This is a genomic window from Chitinophaga cymbidii (assembly GCF_007992715.1).
Classification (GTDB): domain Bacteria; phylum Bacteroidota; class Bacteroidia; order Chitinophagales; family Chitinophagaceae; genus Chitinophaga; species Chitinophaga cymbidii.
This window is the reverse complement of record NZ_BKAU01000001.1, coordinates 2,593,347-2,608,415: the sequence shown is the minus strand read 5'-3', so window position 1 is coordinate 2,608,415 and position 15,069 is coordinate 2,593,347. Positions and strand designations below refer to the sequence as shown.

Below are 15,069 nucleotides of genomic sequence, written 5' to 3'. Positions count from 1 at the left end.
TCATAAAAACAAGCTTTACACTGGCATTTTCTTGGCAGCCACCGGATCATGATTAAGAACTACCTCAAGATCGCCTGGAGGAACCTCCTGAAGAATAAAACATTCTCACTGATCAATATTGCGGGATTAAGCACCGGCATGGCAGTGGCGTTGCTGATCGGTTTGTGGATCAGGGATGAAGTGACGTTCAGTAAAAATCATGCGAATTACGACCGCATTGTAGCGGTCATGCAACACCAGACCTTCAACAATATAAAAGGCACGCAAACCGCCGTGCCCTACCTGCTCGGGCAGGAGATCCGTGAGAAATACGGCAGCGACTTCAAGCATGTGATCATGACTTCCTGGGTATATGAACATATACTGGCGCATGATAACAACGCGATATTCCGGGACGGCACCTACTTTGAACCGGGCTTCCCGGAAATGATCTCGCTTAAAATGCTGAAAGGCACACGCGCCGGTCTGAATGATCCCGCTTCCATCATGTTGTCCGCCTCCACGGCCAAAGCACTGTTCGGCGACGCGGACCCGATGGACCAGCTGATGAAGATCGATGACCGGATCAATGTGAAAGTGACCGGCGTGTATGAGGACCTTCCGTATAATTCCGCATTCAGGGACCTGGCCTTCATTGCGCCCTGGGAACTGTACCTCAGCAGCTTCCCCGAGATCCGGCAGATGGAAAATCCCTGGCGCTCCAACTTCACACAAGCTTACGCGCAGCTGGCAGACAACGCGGACCTGGAAACGGTGTCCGTAAAGATCAAAGATGTGAAGCTGCACAAAGTGCGGGCGCAGGACGCCGCATTCAAACCCGAGATATTTCTTCATCCCATGAGCAAGTGGCATCTGTATGCCGACTGGAAAGACGGAAAGAACACCGGCGGCAGGATCCAGTTCGTCTGGCTTTTCGGCATCATCGGCGTTTTTGTGCTGCTGCTGGCCTGCATCAACTTCATGAACCTCAGCACGGCCCGCTCGGAAAAAAGGGCCCGGGAAGTGGGCATCCGCAAAGCGGTAGGCTCCGTGCGCGGGCAGCTCCTGACGCAGTTCTTCAGTGAATCGCTGCTGCTGGCGGCGATCGGGTTCATCCTGTCCCTCGCGTTGGTGCAGGTCTGCCTCCCGCTGTTCAACGAAATAGCAGACAAAAAGGTGAGCATTCCATTCGGAGCGCCGCTGTTCTGGCTGGCGGGCACCGGCTTTACATTGTTCACCGGCCTGATCGCAGGCAGCTATCCGGCACTGTACCTTTCTTCCTTCCAGCCCGTGAAAGTATTGAAGGGCACCTTCAGGGCCGGCCGCTTCGCGGCTGTTCCCCGCAAAGTATTGGTAGTGGTGCAGTTCACGGTGTCCGTTATCCTCATTATCGGCACGGTGGTGGTGTTCCGGCAGGTGCGGTTTGCGATGGACCGCCCCGTGGCCTACACCCGGGAAGGGCTGCTGGGCATCCCCATGGCTTCCCCGGAGCTGAAAGATCATTTCTCCCTGATCAGGGACGAGCTGATCGCCTCCGGCGCCATCACCTCCATGGCATATACTTCCAGCGAGGTCACCGGCGTAAACACTATCAATAACGGCTACACGTGGAAAGGAATGCAGCCCGGCACCCAGGGCAACTTCGGCACCATCGGCGTCACGCATGATTATGGTAAGACCATTAACTGGCAGATCGTGGCGGGACGTGATTTTTCGCGGGACTTCGCATCAGACAGCACCGGCATGGTCCTCAATGAATCCGCCGCGGCGTTCATGGGCTTTAAAGATCCGGTGGGCGAGATCGTAAAGGTGGACGGCAAACCTTTTACCGTGATCGGCGTGGTGAAGGACATGGTGATGGAATCGCCGTACCAGCCGGTTTTCCGCACCGTTTTCATGATGGATTACGAAAACCCCGGCATGATCGTGGCGCGGATAAACTCCGCCTGGCAAACATCGGAAGTGCTGTCCAAAACCGAAGCAATTCTCAAAAAATACAATCCCGACGCACCCTTCAAGTATCAATTCGTGGACGAACAATATGCGAACAAGTTCGATGCGGAGCAGCGCATCGGCAAGTTGTCCGGCATCTTCTCCGTCCTCGCCATTTTCATCAGCTGCCTGGGGCTCTTTGGCATGGCTTCTTTCATGGCGGAGCAGCGGGTGAAGGAGATCGGGGTGCGCAAAGTGCTGGGGGCTTCTATTTTCAATTTGTGGCGTTTGATGTCGAGGGAGTTTGTGCTGCTGGTAACCATCTCCCTGCTGATCGCCGTGCCGCTGTCCTGGTATTTTATGAACAGCTGGCTGCAGCGCTATGATTATCGTGCGGACATATCCCTGTGGATCATTGCCGGCACCTGCCTGGGGGCGCTGGCGCTCACGCTGCTGACCATCAGCTTCCAGAGCATCAGGGCCGCAACGATGAACCCGGTGAAGAGCCTGCGTTCGGAGTAAGGTTTCAATTTCTTAACTTTCAATTCATATTATTTCCTTTCCTTTGAGTAAATTCAATGCGTTAAAGGGCCTTTACATTGGCAGATCACTCTTTCTATATGAATTGTACGGATAAGGAATTGTTCCTGCTGCTGCAGGAGGATGACCGTACTGCCTTTAACTTCATCTACCGCCGTTACTGGAAAACATTATACGACATTGCTTACCGCAGCCTGCAAGACCCGGCGCAGGCGGCGGACATCATCCAGGACCTCTTTACGGCGCTCTGGCTGCACCGGAGGGACTGGCAGATAGAAAACCCCGGAGCCTATTTATACACCGCTGTTCGCTCGCGGATACTGAACTACGTGCAAAGGGACCTCGTGAAAGATGCTTTTTATGAGCCTTTCGAGGCGATCGCCACTTCGTCTTTTACAGCGGACGGACTGATCAGGGAAAAAGAGATGATGCACCTCGTTGTGCAATACATTGATACCTTGCCGGTAAAACGCCGGGAAATATTCCTGCTCCATTTTGCTGACCGCCTTTCCACACAGGAGATCGCTTCCCGCCTCGGCCTCGCCCAGAAAACCGTGCAGAACCAGCTGCACACCGCCGTACAGGGACTGTTCGCAAAAGCGGGTCTTACCGCTTTCCTGCTATTACTGGCAGGTTTCTGACGCATATCGTTATTTATCGCCCACACACAAACCGCTGACAGCACTGCCGCCGCACAAGTGTGCGACGCAACGGCAGATGACGGCAGCTGCCAACGCCTGTCCAAAAAAAAAATTCCACCCGCTTGGGAGTTCGTCTGCTTTCTGTGTCTTGTATGCATGGTAAACCCTGAAAGCAAAAAAGAATTGCAGGAAATGGTGGACAGATACCTCCACGGCAAGGCCTCCCCCGAAGAAGAAAAGTTCGTGGAAGCCTATTTCCGGCATATACAAAAAGAAAACGAACAGCTGGCCGTTCCGGAAGACGCCACGCTGGAAGAACGGCTGCTTTCCCGCATCCATTCCGCTATTGACGAACAGGAACCGCCAATTGTTCCCGTCAGGAGAAGGATATGGCCGAAAGTAGCGGCAGCGGCGGCGGCGATAGTGGCTGTCAGTGCCGCCTTTTACTTTTTCAGCGGGAAGGAACAACACCGCGAACCCGCACAGCTGGCCGTCCACCCCGTTCCGCATGACGTAGCGCCCGGCGGCAACAAGGCCCTGCTCACGCTCGCCAATGGCGATGTGATTGCGCTGGACAGCACCGCCGTGCATAAACTGGGCGGCAGCAAGCTCAACCTCGGCGCCGGTTTGCTGGCCTATGCACAAACGCCGGACGGCGCCATGGTGCAATACAACACCCTCACCACGCCACGCGGCGGGCAGTTCTGCGTGGCCCTGGCGGACGGCAGCAAGGTATGGCTGAACGCGGGCTCCTCGCTTCGTTACCCCACTGCTTTTACCGGCAACGAACGTAAAGTGGAGCTGACCGGAGAAGGATACTTCGAGATCGCGCCGCAGGCGGAGAAGCCTTTCAAAGTACAGGTGCGGGATATGCAGGTGACGGTACTGGGCACCCATTTCAACATCATGGCCTACCCCGAAGAAGCCGCCATTCAAACTACCCTGCTGGAAGGCGCCGTACAGGTCAGCAGCGGCCACGCCGGCCACCGCCTGAAACCCGGCCAGCAGGCCGCACTGGATAAACAGGGCGCATGGAAGGTGCTCTCCGGTGTAAACACCGAAGACGCGCTGGCCTGGAAGAACGGCATGTTCTCGTTCCGGGAAGCGGATGTAGCCACCATCATGCGGCAGCTCTCGCGATGGTACGACGTAACCGTGGAATACAAGGGAGCAGTGCCGGCACTGCGCTTCGGCGGCTACGTGTCCCGCAATTCAAATCTCTCGCAAGTGCTGAAAATACTGGAGCTGAGCGGACTGCAATTCTCTATGGAAGAAGGAAAAATAATCGTATTACCGTAAAAAACACTAGCGCATGAAAGAATAGATACCACGTGAAAAGCGCCAAAAAAACCGGAAACGTTCCAGCGTTCCCGGCCAGTTAAGGGCGTATTAAAACAATCTCTGTTAAAGCTATTTTATTATCCACCCGAAACAACGTAAAGCTATGCAATTAACTGCACAAGGCAAAGGGAGTCCTGTACCACAACTCGTCAAGATCATGAAAATAACAGTGCTCATATTATTGGTGGCCTGCCTGCAGGTAAGCGCCACCGGTTATGCGCAGAAAGTCACGCTGACAGCGCGTAACATGCCGCTTGAAAAAGTACTGAACGAAATAAAAAAACAAACAGGCTACCTGTTCTTCTACAATCAGCACTGGCTGAAAGAAGTGAAGAACGTGAACGTATCGGTACAGGCCGCGCCGATCGACGAGGTGCTGACAGCCTGCTTTGAGCATACCCCTTTCACCTATTCCGTAGTGGACAAAACGATCATCATCACCCGCCGGCAGACGCCGCTGCCGGAAGAAAAACCGCGGCAGCTGCCGGTGAGCGGAAAGGTGACGGATGAAAACGGGCAAGCCCTGCCGGGCGTTACCATACAGGTGAAAGGTACCGGCAAAGGCGCCATCACCGCGCCGGACGGCACCTTCGCCATTGAAGTGGCGGACGGGAATGCCGTGCTGCAATTCCGGTTCACCGGCATGCAGGAGCAGGAGGTCACTGTGGGCGATAAAAGCGTGATCAACATTGTGATGAAAGCTTCCCTGCAGGACCTCGGTGAAGTGGTGGTAGTGGGGTACGGCACCGCCAAAAAAGAAACCCTCGCCGGCGCCGTAGGCGTGATCACCAGTAAAGACATCGGCTCCAAACCTTCCACCAACCTGTTAAGCGCCATCCAGGGCGTAATGCCGGGCCTCACCGTCACCCGCACCAGCGGCAGGCCCGGCGGCGAAGGATATTCGTTCGATATCCGCGGTATCTCTTCCATCAATGGCGGCGGCCCGCTCGTGATCATAGACGGTATTCCCAATCCCCTCGGGATCATAGACCCGAACGACGTGGAAAGCGTTTCTGTGCTGAAAGACGCGGCCGCTTCCATATACGGCGCCAGAGCCGCCAGCGGCGTGATCCTCATCACCACCAAATCCGGCCGAAAAGGCAAACCGGTGATCCAGTACAGCACCAACTTCGCGCTGAAAACACCGGCCTTCCTGAAGAACAAGACCACCACACTTCAGTACGCGCTGATGTACAACGAAGCGAACGTCAACGACGGAAAGCCCAAACAGTTCTCCGAAGAATTCCTGCAAAGGATGCGGGACAATGATCCCAACCCCTCGCCCACCGGCAGCGTGATCGCCGGGTTCCCGCAGTTCTTTACCACCACGGACTGGAACGGCCTGCTATACAAAACGGGATCGCAGCAATATCACAACCTGAATATTTCGGGCGGTACGGACAATTCCGCCTACGTGATATCCGGCGGTTTCTTCAACACCGGCGGCATCTACAACGTGAGCGACAACCGCAGCAACCGCTACAACCTCCGCGTCAATTACGACCACTCGCTGTCCAAACGCCTGAAAGCATTCATCAAACTGTCCTTCGAGGAGCAGGACAATTTCGAGCCGTCCATGCTCGCGCCGGCCAGCGGCACTTTTAATGTGCTGTCAGACTTCGTTAAGCTGCCCAGCTTCGTCCCCGCTAAAACACCGGGCGGCAAATACTATCAATGGCAGGGCTTTGTCAATCCCCTGCAGGAAATGGCGGAAGGCGGTGAGGCCAAAAGCACGGAACAGAATGCCATCGGCAACCTCAAGCTGGAATATACCCTTGCGGACGGCCTGAAGCTCGTTGGCCAGGCGGGCATCACCATGCGCAACACCACCAATAAAAAGGAATTCAAAACATTCTATACCTGGAACTGGGACGAAAGCCAGAACTCCCGCACGCAGAACGTTCCCAACCGCGCGAGCCTCAGCAATTCAAAAAGCCGTTATGGTAATTTCATCGGTCATCTCGACTACGACAAAACTTTCGGCGGGAAACATCATGTAACGGCGATGGCCGGCGCTTCCCGCGAAACGTACCATTATGAATCACTGACTACCTCGGGCACCAATTTTTCCAGCAACGAAATATTCTCGTTCGATCTTGCGGATAAATCCACGCTTTCTACGACCAACGGCGCGTTCGCTTGGGGATTGAACTCCTTCTTCTCCCGGCTCGGATACGTGTACAACAACAAATACATCCTGGAAGCCAGCCTGCGGCTGGACGGCAGTTCGCGCTTCGCGGCGGACAAACGCTGGAGCGCCCTGTTCCCGAGCATCTCCGCGGCATGGCGTTTATCGGAAGAGAATTTTGTAAAGCGCCTCAACCTGTTCGACGACCTGAAGCTGCGCGCCTCCTGGGGGCAGATGGGCAACCAGGACATCAACGGGCTGGGGTATTACAACTACATTCAGCTGATCACCATCGGCACCACCGCCTATCCTTTCGGCAACGGCCTGCGCATCAACTCCGCTTCCCTTTCCGGCATGGCGTCGCCGGACAGAACATGGGAAACCGTGGAAATGAAAAATGCGGGCATCGACATTGCATTGCTGAAATCCAGGCTGAGCATGAGCTTCGATTACTTTGTAAAGGAAAACCGGAACATGCTGCTGAGCGTTACCCTGCCGGAAGTGCTCGGCGTAGCGCCCCCCACCACCAACGCGGGAAAGCTGCGGGTGCACGGATGGGAGATGTCCCTCGGATGGAACGATCACATCGGCAACTTTGAATATGGCGTAAGGGGAGGATTGAGTGATAACCAGAACAAGCTGGTATACGTTGGCGGCGCCGATCCCGTAGGCACCGGCCTGATCGGCACCAAGCAGGGTTACCCGCAAAGCTCCTATTTCGGATATGTGTATGACGGCATCATTCAGAACGATAAGGAACTGGAAGAATATAAAAAGAACCCTGACGGCAGCGCCAAAAAAGGATTGCCCGGCACCCTTTCCGTGGGCGACGCCAGGTACCGCGATCTGAATGGCGACGGCAGCATTTCCACTGCCGGTGACCTGGTTTTCCTCGGCAACCCCGCCCCCCGCTACAACTACTTTGTGAACCTGAGCGCGCAGTGGAAAGGGATCGACTTCGCCGCCTTTGTACAGGGCGTCGGGAAACGGAACATCATCCGCAGCGGCGACGAATTCTACCGTCCGTTCAACAAATACTGGGCGCAGCCGCTGGCCTATTTTTATGAAAAAACATGGGCGCCCGAAAGGCCGGACGCCAAATATCCCCGCCTGAGCATGGACAACACCACGCTCAACTGGAACTACATTCCTTCCTCCAACCAGCTGGTGAACACCGCCTATGTGCGGTTGAAAAATCTGCAGGTCGGCTATTCCCTGCCCGCTTCCCTGATCAGCCGGATAAAGCTGGCAGCCGTGAGGATCTATTTCAGCGGCGAGAACCTCTGGGAATCCAGTCAGGGTACCTGGGACGGATCTTATGATCCGGAGGAAGGCAATGATGCGTACTCCTATCCCTTCGTTCGCACCTGGTCACTGGGGCTCAATGTTAAATTCTAAAAACGACTGCGATGAAAAAGTTCATACCGATATTTCTTATCTCCATCATACTCCTGCAAAGCTGCAGCCTGAACTTCGACCCGATCACGGAAGTATCCGACGCATCTTTCTGGAAAACGCCGGCGGACTTCAAGCTGGCCGCCAATAACTTTTATTTTTCGCTGGAAGAGCATCCCGGCATGTCCGTTGGCGACAACCGTTCAGATATTGCATACGGCATCACGCCCAATACCACCAGCAACGGCACCGCGCTTACGCCGGAAAGTCTTGGTTTCTGGAACAATTCCTACACCACCATCCGCGGCTGCAACAACCTCATCGCCAAGGCGGAAAGCTCGCCGATCAAAGAGCAGGTTGCGCAATGGGTGGGCGAAGCGCGTTTCTTCAGGGCGTATACTTATTTCCGGCTGATGAAAGATCTTGGTGACGTGCCGCTGATCGACAAGCTGCTGGATTTGAATTCACCGGAATTGTACGGCGCCAGAACGCCGCGCGCCGAAGTGGTGGATTTCATTCTCGCCGATCTCGACTATGCCGCCTCTGTACTGCCGCTGCAAAAGCAGCTGAAGGCGGAAGACGATGGCCGTGTTACCAAAGGCGCAGCGCTCGCTTTGAAAGCCCGCGTGGCCCTGTTTGAAGGCACATGGGGAAAATTCAGGGGCGACGCCAGGGCCAATGAGCGGCTGGACGATGCCATTGAAGCCGCCGCAGAAGTAATCAACAGCAAGCAATACGCGCTGTTCTCCGGGAAAGGCGCCCAAAGCTACCGCTACCAGTTCATCGACGAAGGCGACCGGTCCACCGAATGCGTGCTGGACCGCCGCTTTGATGTGAACGTAGACCCGCAGAGCTGGGCCAACCTTATCTACTACGGCGAAATGTCCCCCACCAAAAAAATGGCGGACATGTACCTCTGCCGGGATGGCCTGCCTATCAGCCAATCATCCTCCTTCCAGGGATATGCCACCTTCACTTCCGAATATGAAAACCGCGATCCGCGCATGACGCAAACCATTCTGCTGCCCGGCAGCAAGGTGGCGCAGCCGTTCTATCCGGATCAGGCAACCGCACCGGAACGCTGGCCGCTCTTTAACTCCCGGCCTTTCGCCTACACAGGTTACATGCTGTACAAATTCCTGTCGGAAGACCCCGTGGGCAACGCCACTTCCGGCAAGCACAATTTCGACTGGCACATCATCCGTTACGCGGAAGTGCTGCTGATCTTCGCGGAAGCCACCTTTGAAAGGAACAATGCCATCTCGGACGATGATCTCAACAAATCCGTTAACGTAGTCAGAAGCCGCACCGGCGTTGACATGCCGCCGCTGACGAACACATTTGTGCAGGTGAACGGTCTTGACATGCGCACCGAGATCCGCCGGGAAAGAACGGTGGAACTGGCTTTTGAAGGTTACCGGTTTGATGATCTCAGACGGTGGAAGACCGCCGAAACGGAAATGCCGCTGGCGCTGAAAGGCTTCAAATACACCGGCACCGAATGGCAGACAAGGCCGCCCTACTCCACCACCAATTTCACGGTGGACAATGAAGGGTTCATTATCGTGGAAGCCGCCGCAAAACGGCATTTCGATCCCGCCAAACATTACCTGTTCCCGCTGCCCGCCAACCAGGTGACCATCAACCCGAAACTAAAACAGAACCCGTACTGGTAACATGACAAGCAGAAGAGATTTTATAAAGAACACCGCCATGGGCGGCGCCATGATCGTATTGCCATCTTTTAAATGGATGGCCGCAACAGACAATTATATTCCATTATCCGGCGAATGGCTTTACCGCGCGCAGCAATGGACCGGCGCGGTAAAGCTGCCCGGCTCCATGCAGGCGCAGGGCTTTGGCAACGAAGTAACGGCGGACACGGAATGGTGGGACGGCCCGTTGAAAGGCGTCTGGAAAACCAGTCCCGTATACGAAAAATACCGGCAGCCGGGCAACGTCAAGAACTACGAATTCCTGCAACCGCGCAAACATTACCTCGGCGCCGCATGGTACGAAAAGGAATGCCGGATACCCACCGCCTGGAAACATAAAAGAATACTGCTGACGCTGGAAAGAGTGCACTGGCAAAGCACCGTGCATATCAATGGAAAAGAGGCCGGCACACAAATGTACCTGTCCGCCCCCCATGAATATGATATCACGGAACTGGTGACAACGGGCAGCAATCATATTTCCATCCGCGTAGATAACTCCCGGCTGGTAGACGTAGGCGACATGCCGCATTGCATCTCCGAACAAACGCAGGGCACCTGGAACGGCATCGTGGGAGCCATTGCGCTGAAAGCCACGGACAAGGTGTGGATAGATGACGTGCAGGTTTACCCGGACAAACTGCACATCACCATCGGCAATATCACCGGCGGCGCCGTTCGCGGAAAAGTGAGCGCGCAGGGAATAGAAAAAGAAGTGCTTCTCGAAGGCCGCGAAACCCGCCTGCAGCTGGACATTTCCAGCGATGGCCTCCCGCGCTGGGACGAGCACCATCCGCATCTGCATCACATAACCGTGCAGCTGAAAGCCGGGCGCCACCGGGATACCCGCAAAGTGCGCTACGGCATCCGCGACTTCTCCCGCGCCGGCACACAGTTCACCGTTAACGGCAAACCTGTTCACCTCCGCGGGAATGTGGACACCGCCATTTTCCCGCTGCACGGATACCCGGAGATGGGGCCGGACTGGTGGAAGAAACTCATGCGGATACACAAGGAATGGGGCATGAACTGCATCCGCTTCCACTCCTGGTGCCCACCCGAAGCCGCTTTCATAGCGGCGGACGAAGCGGGCATCTACCTGCAACCCGAATGCGGGGACTGGAGCAGCGTGCAAACACAGGAGCAATTTGAATTCTATAAAAAAGAAAGCGAAGCGATCCTCCGCCGGTACGGCAATCACCCGAGCTTTGTCACCTTATCCCTCGGCAACGAAAAGAGCGTTAAAAAAGAATATCTCGAATATTTTCTCCGGGAATGGAAGAACGACAACAGGCGCCTGTACAATGGCAAGACCGGCGGCAAACCGCTGCTGGAAGGTTGCGATTTCTATGTTGGCGGGGGCACAAGGAACGGCGTACGGGCAAGGTATTACCTTGGATGGCCGCCCACGCCCGGCCCTTCGTATTTCTATCAGTTCCCGCCCGCTACTACCCGCGATTATACCGCCGGCATACAACAAGGCGACCGCCCGTTCATCGCGCATGAAATTGCGCAACGCTGCGCGTACCCGGACGTATTGCAGCTGCCCGGAAAATTCACCGGCAGCCTTCAGCCCACGTATCTGGACATTGCGCGCGATCAACTGCAAGAGCTGGGCATGCTGGAACAGGTGCCGGATTTCGTACAGGCATCAGGAAAGTGGCAGATAGAGATGTATAAGGAAGAGATCGAAGCGAACCTGCGGACGCCTGGCATCGGGGGATTTCATCTGCTGGGGTTGCAGGATTTTCCGGGGCAGGGAACCGCGCCGGTGGGGTTCCTGGATTTCTTTTACGATGCAAAGCCATACGTAAAGCCGGAAATGCTGCGCAGATGCTGCGATCATACGGTGGTACTGGCAAGGATGGATAAACGGACATGGACAAACGGCGAACGGCTGGATGCGCGCCTCGAACTGTATAATTTCTCGGGCGGCGTATTGCAGTCCTCCGGGATACATTGCACCGTGCGCTCCGCAAACGGGGATGTTGTTCACCGCGAAACGCTTGCCGGCAAAACGTTCCCGGAAGGAGCAGGACAAGCAGCCGGCCGGCTTTCCATCGACCTGAAAAATTTTGATGCGCCCGCGAAATACAACCTTTCCGTTGCGGTGAACGATGTAGTGAATGACTGGGATTTCTGGGTGTACCCCGCAGCCGTGCCCGCAGTGCCTACAGCTCATCTGCTGATCGTAAAAACCCTCACGGACGAAGCCCTGCATGCGCTCAACGAAGGAAAGACCGTGCTGCTGCTGCCGGAACGTGAAACCCTGAAAGGCAAGCTGGTGCAATGTTTCGGCACGTTCTACTGGACCGCCTTCGATTTCCACGGCGGGGAAACTTCCGCCTGCGGATTGCTAACCGATCCTCAACATCCGGTGTTCCGGCATTTCCCCACGGACTTTCACGGCAACTGGCAATGGTGGGAGCTGCTGACACAGGCCAGTCCATTTATCCTGGACGAGTTCGCCGCCAAACATCCCTGGCCGAAAAGCTACCGCCCCTTGATCCAGATGGTCCCGTCCTGGAAGGCGAACCGTAAAATGGCCGTGCTCGCCGAAGCGAAAGTGGGCAAGGGCAGGCTGATGATATGCAGCATGGATATCAGCACGGATCTGGAAAAACGGAAAGTAGCAGCGCAATTCAGGTATTCGCTGTTGCGCTACCTGTTGTCGGAAGATTTTAATCCTGCTGAAGCGATCAGCATGGAGATGGTGAAGGGAATCTTTGCATAGTCATTGAAGGCCGGCTCAAAGACACTTTGGGCTGGCCTTTTTATTTCCGCTGACGGGCTTTCAACTGCGCCATGTACAAGGAAGAAGGCGTCAGTCCCGCTTTATTCTGCCCCTCCCAAACCCCGTCCGGCCTGCCTTTCAGGCGTCCTTCAAACTTTTCTCCCTGCAAGCCAATGCAATAGTTCTTCCCGGAAACCCAGGGGTTTTGCACCGCCGCTTTCCTGACGGAACAGTTCCAGATCACCTGCGTAACGCCGGCCCATCCATGCCCCGTTCCCCAGTTGCCGCGGTCATGCACATTGATGTCGCCATCGGTGGTGATGTTATCGTATAAAGTACCGCTGCTCCAGCGGTGATGCGGCCCGATGTCCGCATGCGTGCGTTTCGCCGAGCAGTTCACGAATACGTTGGGGCCACAGGTGATGGCGCCCGTTACAAAATCATGCCGTCCGTCTGTAGTGTGACAGTTCATGAAGAGGTTCAGCTGCCCGTCGTTGTTAAATGAATAACGGCGGCTGCCGGTGATGATCGATTTATGATCAAAGCAGTTGCTGTTCAGCACGGAAATATTGCGGGCGGTGCGTTGCAGGTTCACGCAGCTGAACCCGAAATACCGCGCCGTTACGCCCTGCACCCATCCATGCTCCACCTTCCCGAAGGTGACGGCGCTCCAGGCGTGATTTTCAGAAGTGTCTTTCTCGTACACGGATTCGCAGTTCAGCTGCTCCACACCTACCTGGCTGATACGCCCGTCGAAACGATACTTATATAACTCCCCGCCGCCGTACTTCGTTTCCATCGGCATTACAACGGGGTTGTCAATGAATATCCTGTTGCCTTCGATCTTCGTGATGGTGCGTTCAAACCGCAGATCATATTCCTGCGGGCGCCACTGCTTTGTGCCGGGGCGTTCTTCAATGCGGTCCATTTGCAGATCGGTGATCCACTGCGCCGTGCCCGGCCTGAAAACGATCACCTTATCGCCCTTTGTGAATTTGCCGGCGTTCTCCACAAGAAAAGAGCATGTGCCCGCGGGCACATAGTCGTCCGTGATCTTCACGCGGGAGCCCGGCAGCTCCGTGATCTGCCCCTCTCCCATCACCTGTATCAGCGACACCTGTTTGTTCGCGGTGGCGATAAGTGTTGTGCCCGGCTCGCCGCGCAGCACAACACCGCTGGTTTTTATGCGGATGCTTTCCGGTATGCGGTAGGTCCCTTTCTTCAGCAGCAGCGCACCGCGGAATCCATTTCTGTCGGGCTTTCGCGCGGACACTTCATCGATCGCGGCCTGGATGTGCTCCTGGTCGTTGTCTGTGCCGGTGGGGGATATTGTTTTTACGACGGGTACGGTGGGGAGGGGTTTATCGCCATAATAATACCCTACCCTGCTGAAATCGGGGATGATGTTTCCGCGTTCATCGGGGATGTATTCCAGTTGGCCGTTGCCGGTTATTTTGATGTGGTTGCTTTGCCAGGGCGTTTCCTGTAAAGGGGAAAAAGAAAAAAACACGCAGATAGCGAGAACCGGGGAATATTTTTTCAGTGCAGACATAGTGAAATATAATGATAAAACAACTGATTTCTCAATAATACTGGTTACATTTGTTTACGAATAATGTTTGTTTACGAAAAAGAAACAAATTTTAAAAGTAAACATGGACAAGTACATCGCAGAGAAAGCCATAACGGCACTGGAAGATCTGATAGACATCACCATGCAGTGGAAGGCGTCACGTCACAAGGCGCTGGACGGCGAAATAACTTTCCGGTATAACAAGAAGGAGTACCATTTCTTTGCCGAAGTGAAAAGCGAGCTGCGCAATAATCAGTTGCCCAAGATCCTGGCGCAGAAAGCCACCTACCATCCGCTTATAGTAATTGCTGAATACATTTATCCCAATCTTAAAAAAGAGTTAAGAAAAGAAGGCATCGCTTACCTGGAAACAAATGGGAACACCTACATAAAGGATAAGGACATCTACTTTTGGCTGGACGGAAAAAAAACAAATCCACCGGAAGAAAAGCCGGGAAGAGCATTTTCAAAAACCGGGCTTAGGCTGATCTTTCATTTTTTGGCTGATGAAAGCCTGGTGAATATGACCTACAGGGAAATAGCAAAAAAAACCGGTGTCAGCTTTGGTAATATCAATGTTATAATGACAGCGCTCAGGAAGCAGGGCTTTTTGATAGAAAAAGACAGGAAAACCTTTATGCTGGTCAATAAAAAATCATTGCTGGATACATGGATGATGGCCTACAGGGATAAATTAAAGCCTTCTTTAAAGATAGCTACATTCCGCTTTCTGAAAGACGACGAGTATATGCAATGGAAAAAATTGCCGCTAAAAACCGGTGAAACATATTGGGGCGGAGAGCCAGCTGCTGATTTGTTAACAGGATATTTAAAACCGGGAGAATTTACTTTATATACCCTCGAAAAAAGAAGCGATCTGATAAAGCGTTATCGGCTGGTACCTGATGAAACCGGGAATATAAACGTCTATCAAAAATTCTGGGAAGGTAACGAAGAGAACACCATCGCTCCACCACTGCTCATCTACGCAGACCTGATGAATACCGGAGACAGGCGATGCATAGAAACTGCGCAAAAAATTTATAATGAGTATTTACAAGATACGTTTTGAGCAGATCAGGCAGAATAAG

Annotated in this window: 8 protein-coding genes; 7 read left to right on the top strand and 1 reads right to left on the bottom strand. The window is 54.3% G+C overall.

Annotated features, from left to right (window positions below):
• Positions 1-48 precede the first annotated feature (48 nt).
• The 6 genes from CCY01nite_RS10775 to CCY01nite_RS10750 all read left to right on the top strand — a co-directional run bounded on the left by CCY01nite_RS10775 (position 49) and on the right by CCY01nite_RS10750 (position 12,405).
• On the top strand, positions 49-2,433 hold the full coding sequence (locus tag CCY01nite_RS10775; RefSeq protein WP_146860582.1) for an ABC transporter permease: 2,385 nt from the start codon (positions 49-51) through the stop codon (positions 2,431-2,433).
• Between the two features lie 98 nt (positions 2,434-2,531).
• Positions 2,532-3,092 carry an RNA polymerase sigma factor gene (locus CCY01nite_RS10770; protein WP_146860579.1) on the top strand — a complete coding sequence of 187 codons (561 nt, stop codon included), beginning with the start codon at positions 2,532-2,534 and terminating at the stop codon, positions 3,090-3,092.
• A gap of 156 nt (positions 3,093-3,248) precedes the next feature.
• Positions 3,249-4,391 (top strand): FecR family protein, encoded by a 1,143-nt coding sequence (locus tag CCY01nite_RS10765; protein WP_146860576.1) that lies wholly within the window; start codon positions 3,249-3,251, stop codon positions 4,389-4,391.
• A 199-nt stretch (positions 4,392-4,590) separates the two neighbouring features.
• Positions 4,591-7,959, top strand: a complete 3,369-nt coding sequence (locus tag CCY01nite_RS10760) for a TonB-dependent receptor (protein ID WP_186831002.1) — start codon at positions 4,591-4,593, stop codon at positions 7,957-7,959.
• An 11-nt stretch (positions 7,960-7,970) separates the two neighbouring features.
• Positions 7,971-9,632, top strand: coding sequence for a RagB/SusD family nutrient uptake outer membrane protein (locus CCY01nite_RS10755; RefSeq protein ID WP_146860570.1), 1,662 nt, complete (start codon positions 7,971-7,973; stop codon positions 9,630-9,632).
• A 1-nt stretch (position 9,633) separates the two neighbouring features.
• The gene (locus CCY01nite_RS10750; protein ID WP_146860567.1) at positions 9,634-12,405 is read left to right on the top strand and encodes a DUF8487 domain-containing protein; all 2,772 of its coding nucleotides are present in this window, start codon (positions 9,634-9,636) and stop codon (positions 12,403-12,405) included.
• A gap of 40 nt (positions 12,406-12,445) precedes the next feature.
• Here CCY01nite_RS10750 and CCY01nite_RS10745 read toward each other — a convergent pair whose 3' ends face one another.
• Complete coding sequence (locus CCY01nite_RS10745) at positions 12,446-13,957, bottom strand: pectate lyase family protein (protein WP_146860564.1); 1,512 nt, start codon at positions 13,955-13,957, stop codon at positions 12,446-12,448.
• Positions 13,958-14,060: 103 nt separating this feature from the next.
• Between CCY01nite_RS10745 and CCY01nite_RS10740 the strand changes: the two genes are divergently transcribed.
• Positions 14,061-15,050 (top strand): type IV toxin-antitoxin system AbiEi family antitoxin, encoded by a 990-nt coding sequence (locus CCY01nite_RS10740; RefSeq protein WP_146860561.1) that lies wholly within the window; start codon positions 14,061-14,063, stop codon positions 15,048-15,050.
• The last annotated feature ends 19 nt before the right edge of the window (positions 15,051-15,069 follow it).

Bases quoted from the DNA above. Each gene is read 5' to 3' on its own strand.
- CCY01nite_RS10750 (WP_146860567.1), top strand. From the start codon at position 9,634: ATGACAAGCAGAAGAGATTTTATAAAGAACACCGCCATGGGCGGCGCC.
- CCY01nite_RS10740 (WP_146860561.1), top strand. From the start codon at position 14,061: ATGGACAAGTACATCGCAGAGAAAGCCATAACGGCACTGGAAGATCTG.
- CCY01nite_RS10745 (WP_146860564.1), bottom strand. From the start codon at position 13,957: ATGTCTGCACTGAAAAAATATTCCCCGGTTCTCGCTATCTGCGTGTTT.
- CCY01nite_RS10755 (WP_146860570.1), top strand. From the start codon at position 7,971: ATGAAAAAGTTCATACCGATATTTCTTATCTCCATCATACTCCTGCAA.
- CCY01nite_RS10770 (WP_146860579.1), top strand. From the start codon at position 2,532: ATGAATTGTACGGATAAGGAATTGTTCCTGCTGCTGCAGGAGGATGAC.
- CCY01nite_RS10765 (WP_146860576.1), top strand. From the start codon at position 3,249: ATGGTAAACCCTGAAAGCAAAAAAGAATTGCAGGAAATGGTGGACAGA.
- CCY01nite_RS10760 (WP_186831002.1), top strand. From the start codon at position 4,591: ATGAAAATAACAGTGCTCATATTATTGGTGGCCTGCCTGCAGGTAAGC.
- CCY01nite_RS10775 (WP_146860582.1), top strand. From the start codon at position 49: ATGATTAAGAACTACCTCAAGATCGCCTGGAGGAACCTCCTGAAGAAT.